We start from the raw sequence: 21,352 nt of genomic DNA, 5'->3' as shown, positions 1-21,352 counted from the left end.
TCCCGTGCGTCTGCACAGCCACCGTGGGCGGCCCGGGACCACGGCACACCCCTGGGCCAGCCTCTGCGACCGTCCGAGGACTACGTGAGCCGGCCGCGCACGGGATGACGAACGTCGCCGGGACCCTCCCGTGCGCCTGCACAGCCCACCCACGGCGGCCGGGACCGACGCACGCCCCGGGCCGGCCACCGCGGACCCCGCTGTGCACGGGATGACTACCATCGCCGCACACAGCGGACCGAGCCTCGACCAGCCGCTGCGGCCGGTCGAGGAGTGCGTCAGCCGGTTGCCCGTGGGATGGCCACCGTCGCCGCACGCAGGGGGCCGAACCTCAGGTAGGCCCAGCCGGCCTCCGGTACCGTCCCATCCGTCACCGCCTCCGCGTCGATGGCCGTCAGCCTCCGGTGGAGCGGGAACGTCTTCGTCACCCCCGGCGCGAGCTCCCCGACCGTGCAGCGCGTGATGAGCAGCGTGTTCTGCGTGACGATCGGGCAGACCGACGCGCCGGTCGGGACGCCGTGCTCGAAGTACACGTCGAGGACGGCGTCCCGGGCCGTCCCGGTCCCGTCGTTGCGCACGGTCAGGGTGAGCACGGACTCCCGGTACCCGTCGGGCTCGGCCGGGGCCAGGGCCAGCGCCGCGGTCACGACCAGGCCGTGGCTCGACGTGCTGAACGTCGTCGGGCCGCGGTCCTGTGCGAAGCCCGCGCCGGTCCAGTGGTAGCGGCGCCACTGCGGCACCGCCGGGTCCGTGTACTCGTGGCGGTCGCTGACCTCCAGCCAAACGTGGCCGTCCGCGTCGGTGCCGATGTCGGGCACCCAGCCGATCCCGCCGGGCTGAACCTGGAACGTCACGAAGTCGCCGAGCGCGCGGACGCCGTCGGCGGTGCCGGTGAAGGCGACGACCGCCTGGCTGCCCAGGTCGCTGCCCTCGCAGTTGTACAGCGCGATCGTCTCTGCCTTCCCGTCGCCGTCGACGTCCGTCTGCGCGACGCTGTCGAGGCGGACGCTGCCGCTCCGGCCGCCGGTGAAGGTCGCGGCGCCGTCCGGGCACCGTCCATTGTGGGCGGACGTGGGCATCGTGACGGTACCGTCGCACAAAAATCGCACATCGCCGGACGGACTCGTGCAGTCGGCCTTGTGCGAGTGCAGCGAGGGGGCGACGCCGTCCGGTGGGACGGGGCTGCCGGTCGGGTCGGGCGGGGGCGTTGCCGAGTCGGCCGGGGGCGGCGGTGTGCCGGTGTTGCGCGCCGCGAAGGCGGCCACCGGGGCGATGACGGCGACCGCCGCGACGAACGCGGCGACACCGATCCGCACGGTACGGCGGCGGCGCACGGTCGCGCGCACCGGCGCCAGGCCGGCGGGCTTGACGCGGGGCGCGGCGGCCGCGGTGAAGTCGGCGAACGCCGTGTCGAGCCGGCGGTCGATGTCGTCAGCCATTGCGGCCCTCCCCGGCGTCGCTGAGCCGGGCGGCGAGCGCGGCACGGCCCCGGTGGAGCCAGACGCGTACCGTGCCCTCGTTCGCGCCGAGCTGCTCGGCGATGTCGGCGACCGCCAGGTCGGCCAGGTGGTGCAGGACGACCGCCGCGCGCTGGTTCGCCGGCAGGGTCGCGAGCGCCGCGGTGAGCGCGACGCGGTCCGGCCCCGGGCCGTCGACGTGCTCGACGCGCTGCCGCTGGAGGAACTCGGCCGCGGCCCGCGCCCGCCGCCACCGGCTGGTGGCGAGGTTCCACGCGACGCGGCGGACCCAGCCGAGCGGGTCGTCGTAGGTGCGTACCCGCTCCCAGCGCGGCAGCGCCCGGCAGAACGCCTCCTGCACGAGGTCCTGCGCGGCGGCCAGGTCGCCGGTGTACGCCCACAGCTGCAGCGTGAGCCCGCGCACGTGGGCGGCGTAGAACTCGTCGATGTCCGGGCTGGCCGGCGCCCTGGCCTCCGCGCGCAACGTCTTCACACCGCTCCTCCCCGACGGCGGCCGGCGTCGCCCGGCCCTCCGGGAACGAACACGCATGGACCCGCCGCGGCGTTACACCCCGCGCTCGGCGAGTTCGGCCAGCTGGGCGGTGACCGTTCCCCAGCCGTCGACGAAGCCGAGCTCCTCGTGGCGCGCCCGGGCGGCGGGGTCGCCGTGCCGCACGACGACGCGGTACTCCGTGCCGTCCGGGTGGTCGCCGAAGGTGATCTCGGCGGTCATCGGCACCGGGGCGGGGACGGCCGGGCGCCAGGCACTGTCGAGCGCGTTCGTGAACACGATGCGCTCGAACTCGTCGACGATGATGAAGCACGCGTCGAGGTGCGGGACGAACGAGACGCCGTCCTCGCTGAGGCGGGTGACGAAGCCGCCGCCGGGCCGTACGTCGAGACGGTCGACGCGCGTCTGCGCCGGCGCCGGCACCCACCACTGCTCGAGGCGGCCGGGGTCGGTCCAGGCGCTCCACACGCTCTTGCGGGGCGCGCGGATGAGGCGGTTCAGGGTGAGGTCGAGGTCGGGGTTCACGGCTGGTCCTCCAGGGTCTCGGTGACGAACTGTTCGAGGCGGTCGGTGCGGCCCAGCCAGATCCCGCGCTGCTCGGCGAGCCAGTCGTCGACGAGCGCGAGGCGCTCGCGGTTGAGCGTGCAGGTGCGCACGCGGCCCTCCTTGACGGTGCGGATCAGGCCGGTGCCCTCGAGCATCCGCACGTGCTTCATGAACGACGGCAGCGCCATCGGAAACTCGCGGGCGAGCTCGCCGACGCTGGCCGGCCCGAGCCCGAGCCGCCGGATCACGGCCCGCCGCGTCTGATCGCCGAGCGCGACGAAGACGCCGTCCAGCTGCGCCGAATACTGAGCCATGGGGCTTAGTATTGCGCGCCGCGATAGTTAGCGCAAGAGCTAGGTGTTCTCAGCTCGATCCGCGCAGCGTCAGGGTCGTCGGCAGGCGGCCCGCGGGCGGCAGCGCCGGGTCGAGCAGCCGGCGCACGGCGGACGCGGCCTCGTCCTCCGCCGGCATGTACACCGAGGACAGGTCGGCCATCTCGGCCAGCGCGCTGCCGTCGAAGCTCACCACCGCCACGTCGTCGGGCACCCGCCGCCCGGCCTCGCGCAGCGCCTGCAGCACCCCCATCGCCGACACGTCGCAGGCCGCGAACACCGCGTCCAGCTGCGGGTTGTACGCGAGCAGCTCCTTGGCCGCCGCGTACGCCCGGGCGCGGGTGAAGTCGCCGTCGATCGAGGCGACGGGCTGCCCGGCGCCTGCCATCACGCGCAGGAAGCCGGCCTTGCGCTCCAGGGCGCACGGCGTCGCGGGGCCGAACACCGCCCCGACCCGCCGGCGGCCGGTGGTCACGAGGTGGTCCGCGGCCTGGTACCCGCCGCCGTCGTTGTCGGGCGCCACGTACGGGATCCCGGGCGCGGTCTCACCCAGCGCGATCGTCCGCGCGCGGCGCATCCGGGCCGCGGCGGCGAGCGGCATGTTGATGAGGACCCGGCCGAACGGCGGATCGTCGTCGCTCGCCGGCGGAGCGTCGACCCGCCGCACCTCGAGCGCGATGTCCTGCCCGGCCAGGGCGCGCAGGGCGCCGGTGAGAACGCGGCCATAGTACGGCTTGACGCTCATCGCATTCGGATCGGCATCGACAATCAGGACTTCGATGCGCTCCGTCCGCCCCGCACTGGAGCGCCCCGTCGCGAGCGCCCGCGCCGCCGCGTGCGGCTCGAACCCGAGCTCGGCGGCGACCGCCCGGACCCGTTCCCGCACGGCTTCGGTGGTGCCGGGCAGCCCGTTGAGCGCCCGCGACGCGGTGGCCCGCGACACCCCGGCCGCAAAGGCCACGTCGGCGAGCTTGGGACGCTGTTGATCCATGCCTAGAACGTACTTCAGGCGACCCGCGTGCTACATCCACCGGAGGCCTTCCCTGGTGACCCTCGCGACAAGCAGCGGCGGCGGTACCTCCCGAGCCGCCCACGCCTCCGCGCGCGCTACCTGATCGAGTAGTGGGCGGTGTCCCGGGCGGTGCCTAGCCTCGGCAGTGTGTACGGATACGTGATCGCCGACGTGTTTACCGATACCGCGCTCGAGGGGAACCCGCTCGCCGTCGTGCCCGACGCGGCCGGGCTCTCGTCCGAGTGCATGCAGCGCATCGCGCGCGAGATGAACCTCTCCGAGACCACGTTCGTGCTGCCGCCCGCGGCCGGCGGCGATGTGCGCGTGCGCATCTTCACGCCCGTCGGGGAGCTGCCGTTCGCCGGGCACCCGACGTTCGGCACCGCCGCGGTGCTCGCCGCGACCGGGCACCCCGGCGTGCGCGACGGCGGGCTGCGCATGGAGACCGGGATGGGCGTCGTGCCGTTCCGGTTCACCGGGTGCAGCCCCGACCGGCGCGCGCTCACCGCGCGGATGCTCCAGCCGATCCCCGTCTGGGAGCCGTACGCGCGCGCCCGCGAGCTCGAGGCGGCGCTCGGGGTGGAGGCGTCGACCCTGCCGGTCGAGGTGTACCGCAACGGGCCCCGGCACGCGTTCGTCGGGCTCGCGAGCGTCGCGGAGCTCTCCGCGCTGCGGGTCGACCTGCGCGCGCTCGCCGCGCACGAGGACCTCGCGGCCAACTGCTTCGCTCCCACCGACGACCCGATGGTGTGGCGCGCGCGGATGTTCTCGCCGGCCTACGGGGTGGCCGAGGACGCCGGGACCGGGTCGGCCGCCGGCCCCCTCGCGCTGCACCTGGGCCGGCACGGGCTGGTACCGCTCGGGCAGGCGATCACCGTCCGGCAGGGGGTGGAGATGGGCCGCCCGTCCACGATCCGCGCGCAGGTATCGATGCTCGGCGACCGCGTCGAGCGGGTCGAGATCGCCGGGAGCGCGGTCGTGGTGGCGGACGGCCGACTCCACATCTAGGGTCGCGCGGCTGAGGTTTCCCGACGTACAGCACCGCGACCGTGCCTGCGACGAGCACCGCACCCACGGTGACACCCCACGAAATTTTCATTGACGCGTTTCTCTCGCAAGCGGCCTCGCGGCGCCGAATACCTTGGGAAAACGATTTCCCCGGCGCTCGAACATAATCCTGGCGGCGAAGGCCGTCAATGGACGGGCACTGCAACAAACCTGCAAACGCCGCGCCTTGCGGACCGGGAAAACGCTTTCCTAGGATTGGGGTCCTTCGATGACCAGGAGGATCCATGCGTCCAAACAAACGCACGTGGCTGGCCGCCTCGGCCGCCGTCACGGCGGTCGCGGGCGTGGTGCTCGCCACCCAGGTCGCGTTCGCCGACACGGCGTTCAGCGCGACCTTCGAGGACGGCTCCACCAGCGGCTGGTCGAAGTCCGGCGGCACCTGGAGCGTCGTCACCGACGGCAGCAAGGTGCTGCAGCAGTCCAACGCCGGCAGCGAGAACGCCCGCGAGTTCGCCGGCGACAGCGGCTGGACCAACTACACCGTCCAGGCCAGCGTGAAGCCGCTGTCGCTGGGCTCGGGCGGGTTCGCCGGGCTGCTCGCCCGCTCCACCAGCTCGACCACGTTCTACCGGCTCGCGCTGCTGCCCGGCAACACGGTGCAGCTGCAGGCCGTGAACAGCGGCTCGGTGACCGTGCTGGGCAGCGTGTCGCGGACCGTGTCGACCGGCACCTGGTACACCCTGGCCATCGCCGTCAACGGCAGCTCCATCAGCGGCTCGGTCGACGGGACCACGGTCGCCACCGCCAGTAACAGCTCGATCACCAAGGGCCGCATCGGCCTGCAGACCGCCTACTCGAGCGCGAACTTCGACAACGTCACGGTCACCACCGGCGGGACCAGCCCGACCCCGTCACAGACCACCGGCTCGCCGACCGCCAGCGCGAGCCCCAGCCCGAGCCGCTCCGCGAGCACCTCGCCGAGCCCGTCGACGAGCCAGCCGCCGTCCTCGGCGCTGTACGTCTCCCCCACCGGCAGCGCGGGCAACCCCGGCACCCAGGCCAGCCCGACCACGCTCGCCTCGGCGATCACCCGGGTGACGGCCGGCGGGACGATCTACGTGCGGGGCGGCACCTACAGCCTGTCCTCGACGATCACCATCGCGGCCGGCAACAACGGCACCTCGGGCGCGCTGAAGAACATCACGGCGTACCCCGGCGAGACCCCGGTGCTGAACTTCTCGGCGCAGTCCGAGGACCCCGCCAACCGCGGCCTGTCCGTGAACGGCAACTACTGGCACATCACCGGCCTCGTGGTCGAGCGCGCGGGCGACAACGGCATCTCGATCGGCGGCAGCAACAACACCATCGAGCGGGTCGTCACGCAGTTCAACCGGGACAGCGGCCTGCAGATCTCGCGCATCGCCTCCGACACCCCGAAGGCCAGCTGGCCGGCCAACAACCTCATCATCAGCAGCGAGTCGCACGACAACGCCGACTCCGACGGTGAGGACGCCGACGGCTTCGCGGCCAAGCTCACCATCGGCACCGGCAACGTCTTCCGCTACGACGTCTCGCACAACAACATCGACGACGGCTGGGACCTGTACACGAAGACCGACACCGGCGCGATCGGGCCGGTCACGATCCAGGACTCGCTGTCGTACAACAACGGCACCCTGAGCAACGGCCAGGTCAACACCAACGGCGACCGCAACGGCTACAAGCTCGGCGGCGAGGACATCGGCGTGAACCACGTCGTGCAGCGCAGCATCGCCTACAAGAACGGTCACCACGGGTTCACCTACAACAGCAACCCGGGCTCGATGACCATCTCGAACAACCTGTCCATCGACAACGCCGAGCGCAACTTCTCCTTCGACGAGGGCACCTCGACGTTCCGCAACAACACGTCGTGCCGCTACGCCGGCGGCGGGTCGAACGACAAGACGATCGGCAACACGGACAGCTCCAACCAGTTCTGGACCGGCACCAACGGCTCCCGCTGCACCAACTACAGCGGCGCGCTCGCCTGGTCCTTCGCCTCCGACGGTCACCTGGTGGTCACCCTCGGCGGGCGGACCGTGAGCCTGTAACCACGCACGGCTTCCCCGCCTCGCTTACCGTAAGCGAGGCGGGGTAGTCGCGGGCGATGACGGATTGCACGATCGGCGACTACCTCCTCATGCGCCTGCGGGAGGTCGGCATCCGGCACGTGTTCGGCGTGCCCGGCGACTATCAGCTCGAGTTCCTCGACCAGATCGAGGCGGCCGACGGCATCGACTGGGTCGGCAACTGCAACGAGCTCAACGCGGCCTATGCCGCCGACGGCTACGCCCGGCTCAACGGCATCGGGGCGGTCGTCACGACCTTCAGCGTCGGCGAGCTCAGCGCGCTCAACGGCATCGGCGGCGCGTTCGCCGAGCGGGTGCCGGTGGTGTCCATCGTGGGCACCCCGGCGACGTTCGTGATGCGGGAGCGCCAGCTCGTCCACCACACCGCCGGCGACGGCGAGTTCACCCGGGCCCTGCACTGCGCCGCCCAGTACACCGCCGGCCAGGCCAAGCTCGGCCGCGACAACGCCGCCGAGGAGATCGACCGGCTGCTGCGCCTGTGCTGGCTGGAGAAGCGGCCGGTGTACCTCATGCTGCCCTCGGACGTCGCCCAGCAGCGCATCGCCGCCCCGTCGGCGCGGCTGGCCCTGCCGGAGCCGACAAGCGACCGGCCGATGCTGGCCCGCTTCGCCGCCGACGTGCGCGAGCGCCTCCGCGGCGCGGCCTCGACGACGATCCTGGTCGGGCCGGAGGTGGACCGGTACCGCCTCGGCCCGCAGCTGCTCGCCCTCGCCGACGCGCTCGGCTGCCCGGTCGCCACGCTGAGCAGCGCCAAGGGCGTCTTCCCGGAGACCCACGACCAGTTCGCCGGCGTCTACGCGGGCGCGCTCAGCCCGCCCGAGGCCCGCCTGGCCGTCGAGGACGCGGAGTGCCTCCTCGCGGTCGGGTGCTGGTTCACCGACTCGGTCACCGGCGGCTTCACCCAGCGCATCGACCCGGCCCGGACGGTCGAGCTGCACCCGTCGTCGGCGTCGGTCGGCGGCATCCCCTTCGCGAACGTCGCCATGAAGGACGGCCTCACCGCGCTCGCCGAGGCGCCGGAGCGGGCGAGCGGCCGCGGCCCGGCCGCGCACCGGCGCATCCCGTCGAGCCCCGAGCCGGTCGCGGGCGCGAGGCTGGCCCAGGAGCGCTTCTGGCCGCAGATCGCCGGGTTCCTGCGCCCCGGCGACGTCGTCGTGGCCGAGCAGGGCACGTCGTACTTCGGCAGCGCCGCCCAGCCCCTGCCGCGCGACTGCGCCTTCGTCGGGCAGCCGCTGTGGGGCTCGATCGGGTACACGCTCCCGGCCCTGCTCGGCACCATGCTCGCCGCCCCGGACCGCCGGCACGTGCTGTTCATCGGCGACGGCTCCTTCCAGCTCACCGCGCAGGAGCTCGCCACCGTGCTGCGCCTCGGGCTCAACCCGGTCATCGTGCTCGTGAACAACGACGGGTACACCGTGGAGCGCTGCATCCTGGGCGAGAACGCCGCGTACAACTCGATCGCGCCGTGGCGGTACGACCGCCTCGTGCAGGCCTTCGACCCGCAGGACCGGGCCGTCACCGTCGCGGTGGGCACCGAGGACGAGCTGGCGGCGGCGCTGGACAAGGCCGGGGCGACCCGCGACCGGCCGGTCTTCATCGAGGCGCGGATGGGCCGGATGGACGCCCCGGAGGCCCTCGTGCGCATCGGCAAGGCGTTCGCGGACGCCGACTACCACCACGCGCCGGTGTAACCACCGCAGGTGAGGCGGGTGGCAACCGACCGGCCCACCGTTGAGCCATGGAGCAGGTCGCGGTCGCGGATCGGCCGGTACAGCAACGAAAACCGCGCCTCACGCCGCTGGTCGGACCGGCCGTCGTGGCCGCCGTCGCGTACGTCGACCCGGGCAACGTGGCCACGAACCTGACCGCCGGCGCCACGAGCGGGTACCTGCTGGTGTGGGTCGTCGTCGCGGCGAGCCTCGTCGCCCTGCTGGTGCAGTTCCAGGCCGCGAAGCTGGGCGTGGCGACCGGCCGGAGCCTGCCGGAGCTGTGCCGGGAGCGGCTGCCCCGCTGGGCGAGCCTGCTGCTGTGGGGCCAGGCCGAGCTCGTCGTGCTGGCGACCGACCTGGCCGAGTTCGTCGGGGCGGCGATCGGGCTGCGGCTGCTGTTCGGGCTGCCGGTCGCCCCGGCGGCGCTGGTGACCGCGGCGGTGTCCATGGTGCTGCTGGAGCTGCGCCGCCGCGGCCGCCGCCGGTTCGAGCTGCTGACCGCCGCGGCCCTGCTGCTCGTCGGCGCCGGCGTCATCTACGACGTCGTCGCCGTCGGGCACCAGTCCCCGGCGGGCCTCGCGGGCGGCCTGGTGCCACGCCTGGACGGCGTGCAGAGCGCGCTGCTGGCGATGGGCATCGTCGGGGCGACGGTGATGCCGCACGCGATCTACCTGCACTCCGCGCTCGCGGTGCGGCCCGAGTTCCGGGTCGCCGACGCGATCGGCCGGCGGGCGCCCGGGCTGGTGCGCCGCGCGCTGCGGCTGGACTGCGGCATCGCGCTGGGCGGCGCGGCCGTGGTCAACGTCGCGATGATCGCGCTCGGGGCCGGGCTCGGGGCGCTGACCGCCGGCGGCTGGACGGGCGACATCATCGCCGCGCACGGCGAGATCGCGGCGCGGGCCGGCGGGGCCGCGGCGCTCGCGTTCGCGGTGGCGCTGCTCGCCTCCGGGGTCTCCTCGTCCGGGATCGGCACCCTGGCCGGCGACTTCGTGATGCAGGGCTTTCTCGGATGGCAGATCCCGAGCCGCGTGCGAAGGCTGCTGACGATGCTCCCGGCGGTCGCCGCGCTGCTGCTGGGGGCGCCGCTGACCACGCTGCTGGTGCTCAGCCAGATCGTGCTCTCGCTCGGGGTACCGGTGGCGCTGTTCCTGCTCGTGCACTTCTGCCGGGACCGGGCGCTCATGGGCGGGCTCGTCAACGCCGCGGCCACGACCAGGGTCGCCGCGAGCGCCGGTTTCGTGGTGGCCGCGGTCGGCCTTTTCCTGCCGGTGCTGCTGCTGCTCTGACATCCACCGAGGACTGTCCCATGCCGACACTGCCGCGCCTGCGCGCCCGCATGCTGGCCTTCGCCGTCGCCGCCGGGCTCGCGCTCGGCCTCGGCGTAGCGCCCGTCGCCGTGCTGGCCCTCGTCTTCGCCGCCGCAGCGATCCCCGCTGCCGTCCTGATTTCCGGAGGTGTACCGCAGGCGCGCGCCCTGTGCCGCCTGCGGCCCGCCGCAGCCGAGAAGGAGCGCACATGAACCCTGAACCCATTCCGCAGCCCGAGCGCGGCCTGTCGGGCGGGCCCGACACCGGGCCGCGCAACGTCGAGCTGGACCGGCAGAACCCCGACCTGCTCGCGCCGCCCGAGACCGACGCGGGCACGCTGCCGAACCTGAAGTTCTCGATGTCGATGGCGCACACCCGCATCGAGGACGGCGGCTGGACCCGCGAGGTGACCCAGCGCGAGCTGCCGGTCGCGACCGAGCTCGCGGGCGTCGACATGAAGCTCGACCCGGGCGCGTACCGGGAGCTGCACTGGCACAAGCAGTCCGAGTGGGCGTACGTGCTGGAGGGCAGCTGCCGCATCGGCGCGGTCGACCAGGAGGGCCGCAACTTCCTCGAGGACGTGGAGAAGGGCGACCTGTGGTTCTTCCCGCACGGGGTGCCGCACCACATCCAGGCGCTCGACGAGGGCGTCGAGTTCCTGCTGGTCTTCGACGACGGCCAGTTCTCGGAGAACTCGACGTTCATGATCAGCGACTTCTTCGCGCACACGCCGAGGAGCGTCATCGCGAAGAACTTCGGCTGGGTACCGGAGCAGCTGGACCGGCTGCCGGAGCGGGAGAAGTACATCTTCTCCGGGCAGGTCCCGCCGCCGCTGGAGCGCGACCAGGTGGTCAGCCCGACCGGCGACGTGCCCCGCACGTTCAAGCACCGGCTGCTGGCGCAGGAGCCGGAGCACTTCCACGGCGGCCGGGCCCGCGTCGCGGACTCCACGAACTTCGCCGCCGCGGACACCATCAGCGCCGCGCTGGTCGAGATCGACCCGGGCGGCCTGCGCGAGCTGCACTGGCACCCGACCGACGACGAGTGGCAGTACTACATCTCGGGCCATGGCCGGATGGGCGTCTTCGCCAGCTCGGGGCTGAACCGGACCTTCAACTACCGGGCGGGCGACGTCGGCTACGTGCCGTTCGCCTACGGCCACTACGTCGAGAACACCGGCCGCGAGCCGCTGGTGTTCCTGGAGATGTTCCGCAACCCGAAGTTCGAGGACATCTCGCTGAGCCAGTGGATGGCCAACACCCCGCCGCAGGTCGCCGCCGACGCGCTGAACCTCCCGCGCCACGTGGTCGAGTCGATCCCGAAGTCGAAGGCGCGGATCACGATCTGACGCCCGCCCGGCGGCGCCCCGCCTGCTACGGGCGGGGCCTCGCGTTGCGCAGCCGGATGCCGCTGAAGGCCATGCTGCCGGCGATCACCTCGTCCCAGAAGGGCCAGAGGTTGGGCAGCACGCGCAGCTGGATGCCGGCCGCGGCGTGCACGTCGAGCAGGTTGCCGACCGGCTCCGCGGGGCCGAGCGGCACGACGGGCTCCTCGGCCACGCGGGCGTGCGAGCCCGGCCCCTCGCCGAACCGGCGGAACCGCTCGGCGGCGAACCGGTACGCGTACAGCCGCGTGGTGCGCATCGCGTCGAGCCAGCCGAACTCGATGGCGTGCACGCGGTCGCCGCAGCCGGCCCCGGCGATGCGCTCCCGGTCGGCGTCGGTGGTCGTGTCCGTCGCCCAGGCGAGGGCGCGCGGGCACTGCCGCGGGAACCAGTAGTCGGGCGCGCGGGCGGCGTCGACGGCCCAGACGTAGGCCTCGGGCTGCCGGGCGGTCGCGGCCACGTGCGGGACGAACCGCTCGATCGTCGGGTCCTCCGAGAAGTGCAGCACCTGCCCCGGCTCCGGCCGCATGACGGCCCTCAGCCGGCGGCGACGTCGAGGAGGTACCAGTTGCCCTCGACCAGCGCCGCGGAGAGCAGGACACGCCAGCCGGTCCGCGCCTGGGCGGCGATCTCCGGCGGCACCGCGACCGCCCCGATCTGCTCGAACGTGATCTCGCGCCGGCCGACGGCGACGACGGCCCGGTGCTCGTCCTCGACCATCTCCTCGGCGAGCTCGACGAGCTCGGCCGGGTCGGGGGCGTCGGGGTCGTTGGCGACGTGCTCGCCGAGCGCCTCGACGAAGTCCTCGAGCGACGCGCCCGCCTCGGCCGGCTCCTGAGCATCGGCCTGCTCCTGAACCGGCGCGGTCGGCTCCTCGGCCGCCGCGACCGGCTCCTCGGCCGCCCTGACCAGATCCTGGGCCACCGTCAGCTCCGGGTAGTCGCCCGACCACGCCCAGCTGACCTCGTGCTGCCGGGTCGCGGCGCGCAGCCGGTCCCACAGCCCGCCCTCGCCGCCGCCGCGCACGTAGTCGCTGTGCACCCGCACCTCGACCACCGTCGGGCGGGTCAGGCACTCCAGGCCCGCGACGACCGCGGTGAGCGCCATCCGGTCGGCGGGCGCGCCGGGCTCGCCGCCCTGGACCTCGCGCCGGTGCCGCCCGTACGTCAGGACCGCCGCCCAGGCCCCGCCGGCCCCGGCCGCGTGAACAAAGGCCTGCTTGGAAGTGTCGTCGACCACAGGCCCATCTTCGCACCCGCCGCCGCGATGACTCCGGTCCCCCGCCGCGGTCAGTACCGGTGAGCACAACTTCTGGAGGACCGGTGGACAGCAGGGAACGGACGAGCGCGGGGCAGCGCTGGGTGCTGGGGCTCAGCGCGCTCGGGGCGGTGATGGTGGCGCTGGACGCGCTGGTGGTCGCGGCCGCGCTGAGCACGATCAGGCGTGACCTCGGCGCCTCGATCGAGCAGCTGGAGTGGACGGTGAACGCGTACAGCCTGAGCTTCGCGATGCTCATGGTGACCGCGGCGGTGGCCGGGGACCGGTGGGGGCGCCGGCGCACCTACGCGGCCGGCCTGGCGCTGTTCTGCGTCGCGTCGGCGGCGTGCGCGCTGGCGCCGTCGATGCCGGCGCTGATCGCGGCCCGGGCGGTGCAGGGCGCCGGGGCGGCGGTCGTGATGCCGCTCGCGATGAGCCTGCTCGGGGTGGCCTTCCCGCCCGAGCGCCGGGGCTGGGCGATCGGGATCTTCAGCGGGCTGACCGGGCTGGCGGTGCTGGGTGGCCCGGTGCTCGGCGGCGTAGTGACCGAGGGCCTGGCCTGGCAGTGGATCTTCTGGATCAACGTGCCGGTCGGGGCGGTGGCGATTCCGCTGGTGTACCGCATGATCCCGGAGAGCCGCGGGGTCGTGCGCCGGCTCGACCCGGGGGGCCTGGTGCTCGTCACCCTGGCCGTGCTCGCGCTCGTCTGGGGCGTCGTGCGCGGCCCGGCGGCCGGCTGGGGCGGTCCCGAGGTGCTCGGCGCGCTCGCGGCCGGGGTACTGCTGCTGGCCGCGTTCGCCGCATGGGAGCGGCGCGCGCCGCAGCCGATGGTGCCGACGGCGTTCTTCCGGGTGCGCTCCTTCACCGCCGGCAACGCCGCCGGGCTGCTGCTGACCGCGGCGCTCTACGGTGCCGTCTTCTTCAACGCGCAGTACATGCAGAACGTCCTGGGCTCGGGCCCGGCCCGCGCGGGGCTGCAGCTGCTGCCCTGGACGGCGACGCTGTTCCTGGTCGCGCCGCTGGCCGGCCGGCTGGTCGACCGCCTCGGCGAGCGCCCCCTGGCCGTGACCGGGCTGGCGCTGCAGGCGGCCGGGATGCTCTGGATCGCCGCGGTCGGCGGCGCTGCGAGCTACCCCGAGCTCATCGCGCCGTTCGTGCTCGCCGGGTGCGGGGTGTCGATGGCCATGCCGGCCACCCAGAGCGCGAGCATCGGGGCGCTGCCGCGGGAGGCGGTGGGGATCGCCTCGGGCATCTACAGCATGATGCGCCAGCTCGGCGGCGTGGCCGGCGTCGCCGTGCTGTCCGCGGTCTTCACGGCCTCCGGCGGGTACGACGCGTTCGCTCCCGCATACGGCCGCGCGATGGTCGCGTGCGGGGTACTGTCGCTGCTCGGAGCCGTGGCCGGCCTCGGCATCGCGGCCCGCCCGGCCCTGGTGCGGGAGATGGTTTCGACGTGAACATCGAGGACGAGTTCGGGCGGCGCCGCGGCGAGCTGCTCGCGCACTGCTACCACATGCTCGGCTCGCTGCACGACGCCGAGGACGCCGTGCAGGAGACCTACCTGCGGGCCTGGCGCGGGTTCGCCCGGTTCGAGCGGCGCTCGTCGGTCAAGACGTGGCTGTACCGCATCGCGACCCGGGTCTGCCTCAACGCGCTCGCGCACAGCAGCCGCCGGATGGTGCCCTCGGCCCTCGGGGCGCCCGGTACCGACCCGGACGACCTCGAGCCGCGCATCCCGGAGGCGAGCTGGCTGGAGCCGTTCCCCGACCTCGTCGGGCCCGACCCGGCGCTGGTCGTCGGCGCGCGGCAGTCGCTGCGCCTGGCGATGGTCGCCGCGCTGCAGCACCTGCCGCCCCGGCAGCGGGCGGTGCTGATCCTGCGCGACGTGCTCGTCTGGCCGGCCGCCGACGTGGCGGGGCTGCTGGAGACGAGCCCGGCGGCGGTCAACAGCTCGCTGCAGCGGGCCCGGGCCGAGCTGGCCCGGCTCGCCCCGCACGAGGAGGAGATCGGCGAGCCGGCCGAGCCCACGCGCCGGGCGCTGCTCGACCGGTACGCCGACGCGTTCGAACGCGCCGACCTGGCCGCCCTAGAGGGCCTCCTGACCGCGGACGTGCGATGGGAGATGCCGCCGGTGCCGACCTGGTTCGCCGGCCGGGCCGACGTGCTGCGGCTGCTGCGGGCGAAGCTGCGGCCCGAGCCCGGCGCCCGCGTGCTGGTGCCGACCGGGGCCAACGGGCAGCCGGCGTTCGCGTGGTACGTCCGCGACCCCGACGGCGTCCACCGCGCGCACACGATCCAGGTGCTGACCCTGTCGGGCGCCCGCGTCCGCGCGGTGCTCGCGTTCCACCGGGCCGACCTGTTCGACGCGTTCGGCCTGCCCGGCACGCTCCGCCACGCGCAGCCGGCGGCCGCCCGCCGATGAGGAACGGGGGGCGCCGGTTGCCCGGCGCCCCCGCACGGGCTATGACGGTCCGGGCCGGTCATCCTGTTCGGATATCCGGTCGGCCCGCCGGGCGATCTCACCGGCAACCGCGGTGACCTGGTCGCCGAGGTTGTGCAGCCGGTCCTTGGTGGCGGCGGCCGGCGACCGCTCGGCGCTGCGGTGCAAAATCGCCTCGGCGTCCTCGAGCTGGTCGGCGGTGTCGCGCATCACGGAGGCGGTGCGCTGCTGGCTCGTCTCCTCGTCCCTGACGGTCATGACGCCTGTGTACCCACGGCCGCGCCCGGTCATCCGTGCGACGGCGGTCACCGGGTGCGATCAGCCGACGGTGTTCACCGGGGACTGCGGGCGCCGGCCGGTGAGCACCCGGACGGCCTCCTCGGCGGCGACGGCCCGCACCGTGCGCAGCGACTGCTCGGAGTAGTACGCGGCGTGCGGGGTGACGATGGCGTTCGGCAGCTGCAGCAGCCGGTTGTCCGGGCGCCAGTCGCGCTGCTTGGCCGGCTCCTCCTCCAGGTCGTCGAGGGCGGCCGCGGCGATGGTGCGGTGCGCCAGGGCGTCGGCGAGGGCGGCGTCCTCGACGATCGGGCCGCGGGCGGTGTTGACGAGTACCGCGGAAGGCTTCATCCGGGCCAGCGTCGCGCGGTCGAACAGGTGGTAGGTGTCGCGGGTCAGGGGGGCCTGGATGACGAGGTAGTCCGACTCCTCGACCAGCGTGTCGAACGAGACCGGGCGCACGCCGGCGGCGCGGACGCGCTCCTCGGCGACGAACGGGTCGTGGCTTCGCAGCTCCACGCCGAAGGGCCGGGCCCGCTCGGCGATCAGCTCGGCGATGGCGCCGAAGCCCAGGAGGCCGAAGACCCGCCCGCGCAGCCGCCAGATCGGTTCGCCGGTCTGCCACTGCCACTCGCCGGCCCGGGTGGCGGTGTCGTACTCGTTGATCTTCCGCGCGGCACACAGCCACAGGGCGATCGCGTGGTCGGCGACCTCCTCGGCGCACCAGTCGTTCGGCGCGTTCGTCACCTGGATGCCGTGCCGGGTGGCCGCGTCGATGTCGACGATGTCGACGCCGGTGCCGTACCGGGCGATCACCCGGACGTCGGGCAGCTGGTCCATGGCGGCCGCGCCGATGTGGGCGTACTGCGTGAGGATGCCCCCGGCGCCGCGGCCGTAGCGGATGACCTCCTCCTCGGACTTGCACTGGCGCACGTCCAGGGCGAATCCGGCCTCCTCGATGATGGCGCGCTCGATGTCCGCATCGCCGAAGTCGGAGTCGGCGATCATGATGGTGCCGCGGTCAGTGTGAGTCACGGGGCAGTCCCTTCGTGTGCACGACGTCGCGGTAGGCGACGGCGAAGTCGAGGCAGCTTCCGGTGTCCATCTGGCCGGTGTGCGCCCGGAACAGCTCCTGCCAGGGCGTCTGGTTCTCCAGCGGCGGCGGCGTGTACGCGCGCCACCGTTCGGCGATCTCGTCGTCGTCGATGTCGGCGTCGAGGCGGTGGGCGGCGACGTCGAGCGTGATGCGGTCGCCGGTGCGCAGGATCGCGAGGTTGCCGCCGACCGCCGCCTCCGGGCTCGCGTTGAGGATCGACGGGGCGTCGGACGTGCCGCTCTGCCGGCCGTCGCCCAGGGTCGGGATCGCGTCGACGCCGCGCAGGATCAGGGCCGTGGGCGGCTGCATGTTCACGACCTCGGCCGAGCCCGGGTAGCCGATCGGCCCGGTGTTGCGTACCACCAGGATGCAGTGCTCGTCGATCTCCAGCGCCGGGTCTTCGATGCGCCGGTGGTAGTCCTCGGGCCCGTCGAAGACCACCGCGCGCCACGTCACCGTGGGCGCGGCCTGCAGCCGGGCCCGCAGGTCCCCGGTCAGCACCGACATCTTCATCATCGCCGAGCGGAACAGGTTGCCGTGCAGCACGAGGAAGCCGCCGCGGGGCGCGAACGCGCCGTCGTAGGTCGCGATGACGTCGGGGTCGCCGCTGGTCGCGTCGCGCACGTTGGCACCGATCGTGCGGCCGTTCACGGTCATCGCGCCGGCGTGCAGGCGGCCGGCGTCGAGCAGCGCCCGCATCACCGCCGGCACGCCGCCGGCGCGGTGGAAGTCCTCGCCGAGGTACTCCCCGGCCGGGGCGCAGTTGGCCAGGATCGGCACGTCGCCGCCGACGCGCTCCCAGTCGTCGTTGGTCAGCTCCACGCCGGTGTGGCGGGCGATCGCGACGAGGTGGATCGGGCAGTTGGTGGAGCCGGCGATCGCGGCGGTGGTGACGATCGCGTTCTCGAACGCCTCCCGGGTCATGATGGCGCGCGGGGTGAGGTCGGAGCCGACCAGCTCCACGGCGCGCCGGCCGGTGTCGTAGGCGATCTGGCCGCGCTCGCGGTACGGGGCCGGGATCGCGGCGCAGCCGGGCAGCGACATCCCGAGCGCCTCGGCGATGCTGTTCATCGACAGGGCGGTACCCATGGTGTTGCAGTGCCCGACGCTCGGCGCCGAGCGCGCCACCCGGTCCATGAACTCGGCGTAGTCGATCTCCCCGGCGGCCAGCAGGCGCCGCGACTGCCAGATGATCAGCCCGGACCCGGCGCGCCGCCCGTCGACGTACCCGTTGAGCATGGGGCCGCCGGAGAGCACGATCGCGGGGATGTTGACTGTCGCGGCCGCCATGAGGCACGCCGGCGTCGTCTTGTCGCAGCCCGTGGTCAGCACGACGCCGTCCAGCGGGTAGCCGTACAACACCTCGACCAGGCCGAGGTAGGCGAGGTTGCGGTCCAGGGCCGCGGTGGGGCGCTTGCCGGTCTCCTGCAGCGGGTGTACCGGGAACTCGAGCGGAATGCCGCCGGCGTCACGGATCCCGTCGCGTACCCGTTCGGCCAGCCCGATGTGGTGCCGGTTGCACGGCACCAGGTCGTTGCCGGTCTGCGCGATGCCGATGACGGGCCGGCCGGACTGCAGCTCCGCCGGGGTCAGGCCGAAGTTGAGGTAGCGCTCCAGGTACAGCGCCGTCATGTCGGGGTTCGCCGGGTTGTCCCACCACTGCCGGCTGCGCAACGGCGGCGCGGTCATCGCGGGGCCGGGCCTTCCGAGCCGGCCGGGTACTCCTCCAGCGGCACCAGGTCCTTCGCCCAGGCCTCCAGCACCGGCGTGACCACGCGCCAGGACTCCTCGGCCTCGTCCGCGCGGATCGACAGCGCCGTGTCGCCCTTGAGCACGTTGAGCAGCAGCCGGCCGTACGGCGGCAGCGCGCCCGGCGCCGGCGTGGCGGCGAGGGTGAGCGGCACGAGCCCGTCGGCATGGGTCGAGGTGCCGGTCAGGTGCAGCGAGACCGTCTCCGGCTCGAGGCCGAAGCGCAGCACGTTGGGCTCGGCCGTGACGCCCTCGCCGAACGGCAGGTGCGGCACGGCCCGGAAGTGGACCGCGATCTCGTGCCGGTTGACCCGCACCGCCTTGGCCGTCCGCAGCCGGAAGACCGTGCCGCGCCAGCGCCAGTTGTCGACCTCGAGCAGCAGCTCCGCGAACGTCTCGGTGTGGTGCGCCGGGTCGACGCCCGGCTCGTCGACGTAGGCGGGCACGCACGCGCCGGCGCTGTAGCGGGCCCGGCGGGTGCGGCGGGCGGCGTCGTCGAGGGTCAGCGGCCGGATCGAGCGCAGGACGTCGACCTTGCGGTCGCGCAGGTCCCGCTCGCCCAGGCTGATCGGCGGCTCCATCGCGACCAGGCACAGCAGCTGCAGCAGGTGGTTCTGCAGCATGTCCTTGAGCGCGCCGACGCCGTCGTAGTACCCCGCCCGGCCCTCCAGCGCCAGCGACTCGTCCCAGATGATGTCGATGCGCTCGATGTGCGAGCTGCTCCAGATCGGCTCCAGCACCCGGTTGGCCAGCCGGACCCCGAGCAGGTTGAGCACCGTCGCCATCGCCACGAAGTGGTCGACCCGGTAGATGCTGCGCTCCTCGTACAGCTGCGACAGCAGCCGGTTGAGCTCGACCGCGTCGTGCAGGCTCTCGCCGAACGGCTTCTCCAGCACGATGGTGCTGCCCTTGGCGGTGCCGGCCGCGTGCAGCGCCGACGCCGTGGCCGGAAAGATCGACGGCGGGAGCGCCAGGTAGGCCGCGACCGGCTCGTCGCGTGGGATCGCGACGGCGAGGGCGTCCGCGTCGGTGACGTCGGCGCGACGGTACCGGGCGGCCGTCACCACCGCCCGCCGCTGCTCGGCCGGGACGCCGGGCGCGTGCCGGTCGAGCTGCTCGGCGGCCCAGGCGCGGAACGTCTCGTCGGTCCAGTCCTCCCGCCCGACGCCGGTGAGCCCGAACCCCGCATCGAGGTGCCCGGCGGTGCGCAGCGCGCCGAGGGCGGGCAGCAGGTACCGCCCCGTGAGGTCGCCGGTGGCGCCCAGGATCACCAGTTGCTGGATCATCTCGCCAGTCCTTCCTTCGCTCGTGCGAGGTTGACGCCACTGGCGATCACGCCGATGTGGCTGAACGCCTGCGGGAAGTTCCCGACGAGCTCCCCCGTCGCCGGGTCGATCTGCTCGGACAGCAGGCCGAGCGGGCTCGCCCGGCCGCACAGCGAGGTGTAGAGCGCCTCGGCCTCCTCGAGGCGCCCCTGGCCGGTCAGGTTGTCCACGAGCCAGAAGCTGCAGAGCAGGAACGCGCCCTCGTCGCCGGCGATGCCGTCCGGGGACTCGTCGTGGCGGTAGCGGTACAGCAGCCCGTCGCCGGCGCCGAGCCGCTCGGTGACGGCCCGGGTCGTCGCCACCATCCGCGGATGGTCGGGCGCGATGACGTGCCGCAGCGGCAGGGCCAGCAGGCTGGCGTCGACCCCGCCGTCCCCGCCGAGGTGCTCGGAGATCGTCTGCGCCCCCTCGTCCCACGCGTCCTCGACGATCGTGCGGCGGATCTCGGCGGCCTCGTCCCGCCACCGCGGCGCCGGGCCGGGCAGCCCCAGCCGGTCCGCCATGGTGGCCGCGCGGTCGAGGGCCACCTGGCACAGGGCGGCCGAATAGGTGAAGACCTGACCCTCGTTGCGCACCTCCCAGATGCCCTGGTCGGGCTGGCGCCACGTCCGGGCGGCCGTGTCCGCCAGCCCGGAGAGCCCGGCCCACAGTCCCGGGTCGACCTCGCCGCCGGCCCGCGACCACTGGTCGGCGCAGTCCAGGATCTCCCCGTAGACGTCGTGCTGGCGCTGGTCGGCGGCGCCGTTGCCCCAGCGGACCGGGGCCGAGCCGCGGTACCCGCCGAGCGCCGCGTCGATCCGCTCGTCGGGGACCGGGCCGCCGGCGAGCGTGTACATGATCCGCGGGCGGCGGCTCTGCTCGAAGGCGTCGAGGACCCAGCCGAGGAACGCGTCGGCCTCGCCGCGGAAGCCGATGCGCCGCAGCGCGAAGACGGCGAAGGCGGCGTCGCGGATCCAGGCGTAGCGGTAGTCCCAGTTGCGCACCCCGCCGACCGGCGCCGGCAGCGAGGAGGTCGGCGCGGCCGCGACCGAGCCGTTGACCCAGTGGTCGCACAGCTTGAGCGTGACCGCGGCCCGGCGGACCATCGCCTCCTGGGGTCCGTCGTACCCGAAGCCGCTCATCCAGCGCCGCCAGGCCGCGGCCGTCTGCTCGAGGCTGGCCGCGGCGTCGAGCCGGTGGTGGCGGTGGATCCGGCCCCACGACAGCACCAGCTCCAGCCGGTCACCCTGGGCGAGGTCGTAGCGGTTGGTGAGCCCGCCGTCGAGCGGATGGCTGGAGCGCAGGTGCAGCCGCACCCCGGGCAGCCGCGCCGCCTGGATCTCCAGCCCGCCGAGTGCGGCCCGGGCCGCGCCGCCTCCGCGCGGCTGCACGTCGACCCGCAGCTCCACGGCGCCGTCGAGCACCTCGACGAGCCGGACGAGCTCGCCCCGGTCGGCCGGGGTGTCCTCGGTGAGGTCGGCGCCCGAGCGCAGCGCCAGCGCGTCGGTGATGCGCACGAGCCCGCCGGCGGTGCGCAGCTCCGTCTCGAGGACGCCGGAGTCGGGGCGGTACCGCTGCCGCCCCTCGATGACGCCCTCGGGGGCCACGGCGAACCGCCCGCCGCCGGCGTGGTCGAGCAGGCCGCAGAACAGCGGATCGGCGTCGAACCCCGGCACGCACAGCCAGTGCACGCTGCCGTCGAGGCCGACGAGGGCGGCCGTCGCCCCGTCCCCGATCAGCCCGAGATCCTCCAGCGGCGGGAATCCGTCGCGCAGGCGCAGCGGACGAAAGGATGGTTCGAGATCCAGCATCCCGCTGCCTCCACGGTACGA

The 21,352-nt window shown here is 73.8% G+C and carries 20 protein-coding genes; 8 read left to right on the top strand and 12 right to left on the bottom strand.

What is annotated here, in order from left to right:
• Positions 1 to 278: 278 nt before the first annotated feature.
• From ACPPVO_RS18855 to ACPPVO_RS18835, 5 genes are read right to left on the bottom strand one after another with little or no spacing between them, the layout of a single operon-like run.
• On the bottom strand, positions 279 to 1,439 hold the full coding sequence (locus ACPPVO_RS18855; protein ID WP_426512497.1) for a hypothetical protein: 1,161 nt from the start codon (positions 1,437 to 1,439) through the stop codon (positions 279 to 281).
• Entirely contained in the window at positions 1,432 to 2,007 is a 576-nt protein-coding gene (locus ACPPVO_RS18850; RefSeq protein ID WP_426512496.1) for a SigE family RNA polymerase sigma factor, read from the bottom strand. Before ACPPVO_RS18850 ends, ACPPVO_RS18855 begins: the two co-directional genes overlap by 8 nt.
• A 15-nt stretch (positions 2,008 to 2,022) precedes the next feature.
• Complete coding sequence (locus ACPPVO_RS18845; RefSeq protein WP_426512495.1) at positions 2,023 to 2,493, bottom strand: SRPBCC domain-containing protein; 471 nt, start codon at positions 2,491 to 2,493, stop codon at positions 2,023 to 2,025.
• Positions 2,490 to 2,828 (bottom strand): ArsR/SmtB family transcription factor, encoded by a 339-nt coding sequence (locus tag ACPPVO_RS18840; RefSeq protein ID WP_426512494.1) that lies wholly within the window; start codon positions 2,826 to 2,828, stop codon positions 2,490 to 2,492. The genes ACPPVO_RS18845 and ACPPVO_RS18840 overlap by 4 nt, the downstream gene beginning before the upstream one ends.
• Positions 2,829 to 2,877: 49 nt before the next feature.
• Positions 2,878 to 3,837 carry a LacI family DNA-binding transcriptional regulator gene (locus tag ACPPVO_RS18835; RefSeq protein WP_426512493.1) on the bottom strand — a complete coding sequence of 320 codons (960 nt, stop codon included), beginning with the start codon at positions 3,835 to 3,837 and terminating at the stop codon, positions 2,878 to 2,880.
• A gap of 168 nt (positions 3,838 to 4,005) precedes the next feature.
• On the opposite strand from ACPPVO_RS18835, the gene ACPPVO_RS18830 reads away from it, so the two are divergent.
• From ACPPVO_RS18830 to ACPPVO_RS18805, 6 genes are all read left to right on the top strand, one after another.
• The gene (locus ACPPVO_RS18830) at positions 4,006 to 4,866 is read left to right on the top strand and encodes a PhzF family phenazine biosynthesis protein (RefSeq protein WP_426512492.1); all 861 of its coding nucleotides are present in this window, start codon (positions 4,006 to 4,008) and stop codon (positions 4,864 to 4,866) included.
• Between the two features lie 284 nt (positions 4,867 to 5,150).
• On the top strand, positions 5,151 to 6,959 hold the full coding sequence (locus ACPPVO_RS18825) for a family 16 glycoside hydrolase (RefSeq protein WP_426512491.1): 1,809 nt from the start codon (positions 5,151 to 5,153) through the stop codon (positions 6,957 to 6,959).
• A 56-nt stretch (positions 6,960 to 7,015) separates the two neighbouring features.
• The gene (locus ACPPVO_RS18820) at positions 7,016 to 8,689 is read left to right on the top strand and encodes an alpha-keto acid decarboxylase family protein (RefSeq protein ID WP_426512490.1); all 1,674 of its coding nucleotides are present in this window, start codon (positions 7,016 to 7,018) and stop codon (positions 8,687 to 8,689) included.
• Between the two features lie 47 nt (positions 8,690 to 8,736).
• Positions 8,737 to 9,993: an Nramp family divalent metal transporter gene (locus ACPPVO_RS18815; RefSeq protein ID WP_426512489.1), complete on the top strand. Its 1,257-nt coding sequence runs from the start codon at positions 8,737 to 8,739 to the stop codon at positions 9,991 to 9,993.
• Positions 9,994 to 10,013: 20 nt separating this feature from the next.
• Positions 10,014 to 10,226, top strand: a complete 213-nt coding sequence (locus tag ACPPVO_RS18810) for a hypothetical protein (RefSeq protein WP_360377313.1) — start codon at positions 10,014 to 10,016, stop codon at positions 10,224 to 10,226.
• Positions 10,223 to 11,362 carry an oxalate decarboxylase family bicupin gene (locus ACPPVO_RS18805; RefSeq protein ID WP_426512488.1) on the top strand — a complete coding sequence of 380 codons (1,140 nt, stop codon included), beginning with the start codon at positions 10,223 to 10,225 and terminating at the stop codon, positions 11,360 to 11,362. Before ACPPVO_RS18810 ends, ACPPVO_RS18805 begins: the two co-directional genes overlap by 4 nt.
• A 25-nt stretch (positions 11,363 to 11,387) precedes the next feature.
• Here the strand turns inward: ACPPVO_RS18805 and ACPPVO_RS18800 are convergent, their stop codons facing one another.
• Both ACPPVO_RS18800 and ACPPVO_RS18795 read right to left on the bottom strand, forming a co-directional pair.
• Positions 11,388 to 11,927, bottom strand: a complete 540-nt coding sequence (locus ACPPVO_RS18800) for a DUF6886 family protein (RefSeq protein WP_426512487.1) — start codon at positions 11,925 to 11,927, stop codon at positions 11,388 to 11,390.
• Between the two features lie 8 nt (positions 11,928 to 11,935).
• On the bottom strand, positions 11,936 to 12,637 hold the full coding sequence (locus ACPPVO_RS18795) for a hypothetical protein (protein WP_426512486.1): 702 nt from the start codon (positions 12,635 to 12,637) through the stop codon (positions 11,936 to 11,938).
• Positions 12,638 to 12,720: 83 nt separating this feature from the next.
• On the opposite strand from ACPPVO_RS18795, the gene ACPPVO_RS18790 reads away from it, so the two are divergent.
• The gene (locus ACPPVO_RS18790) at positions 12,721 to 14,112 is read left to right on the top strand and encodes an MFS transporter (RefSeq protein WP_426512485.1); all 1,392 of its coding nucleotides are present in this window, start codon (positions 12,721 to 12,723) and stop codon (positions 14,110 to 14,112) included.
• The gene (locus ACPPVO_RS18785; protein WP_426512484.1) at positions 14,109 to 15,077 is read left to right on the top strand and encodes a sigma-70 family RNA polymerase sigma factor; all 969 of its coding nucleotides are present in this window, start codon (positions 14,109 to 14,111) and stop codon (positions 15,075 to 15,077) included. Before ACPPVO_RS18790 ends, ACPPVO_RS18785 begins: the two co-directional genes overlap by 4 nt.
• A gap of 39 nt (positions 15,078 to 15,116) precedes the next feature.
• On the opposite strand, the gene ACPPVO_RS18780 is transcribed toward ACPPVO_RS18785, so the two are convergent.
• The 5 genes from ACPPVO_RS18780 to ACPPVO_RS18760 are packed head-to-tail and all read right to left on the bottom strand — an operon-like array spanning position 15,117 to position 21,331.
• Positions 15,117 to 15,353: a hypothetical protein gene (locus ACPPVO_RS18780; RefSeq protein ID WP_426512483.1), complete on the bottom strand. Its 237-nt coding sequence runs from the start codon at positions 15,351 to 15,353 to the stop codon at positions 15,117 to 15,119.
• Positions 15,354 to 15,413: 60 nt separating this feature from the next.
• The gene (locus tag ACPPVO_RS18775) at positions 15,414 to 16,406 is read right to left on the bottom strand and encodes a C-terminal binding protein (protein WP_426512482.1); all 993 of its coding nucleotides are present in this window, start codon (positions 16,404 to 16,406) and stop codon (positions 15,414 to 15,416) included.
• A complete protein-coding gene (locus ACPPVO_RS18770; protein WP_426512481.1) occupies positions 16,393 to 18,156 on the bottom strand; it encodes an IlvD/Edd family dehydratase in 1,764 nt (587 codons plus the stop codon). The genes ACPPVO_RS18775 and ACPPVO_RS18770 overlap by 14 nt, the downstream gene beginning before the upstream one ends.
• Positions 18,153 to 19,502: a glucose-6-phosphate dehydrogenase gene (locus ACPPVO_RS18765; RefSeq protein WP_426512480.1), complete on the bottom strand. Its 1,350-nt coding sequence runs from the start codon at positions 19,500 to 19,502 to the stop codon at positions 18,153 to 18,155. The genes ACPPVO_RS18770 and ACPPVO_RS18765 overlap by 4 nt, the downstream gene beginning before the upstream one ends.
• A complete protein-coding gene (locus tag ACPPVO_RS18760; protein ID WP_426512479.1) occupies positions 19,499 to 21,331 on the bottom strand; it encodes a glycoside hydrolase family 15 protein in 1,833 nt (610 codons plus the stop codon). Before ACPPVO_RS18760 ends, ACPPVO_RS18765 begins: the two co-directional genes overlap by 4 nt.
• Between the last annotated feature and the right edge of the window lie 21 nt (positions 21,332 to 21,352).

This window comes from Dactylosporangium sp. McL0621, from assembly GCF_049995355.1.
Classification (GTDB): domain Bacteria; phylum Actinomycetota; class Actinomycetes; order Mycobacteriales; family Micromonosporaceae; genus Dactylosporangium.
Note: the sequence above shows the minus strand (reverse complement) of the source record. Positions and strands in the feature narration are given on the sequence as shown.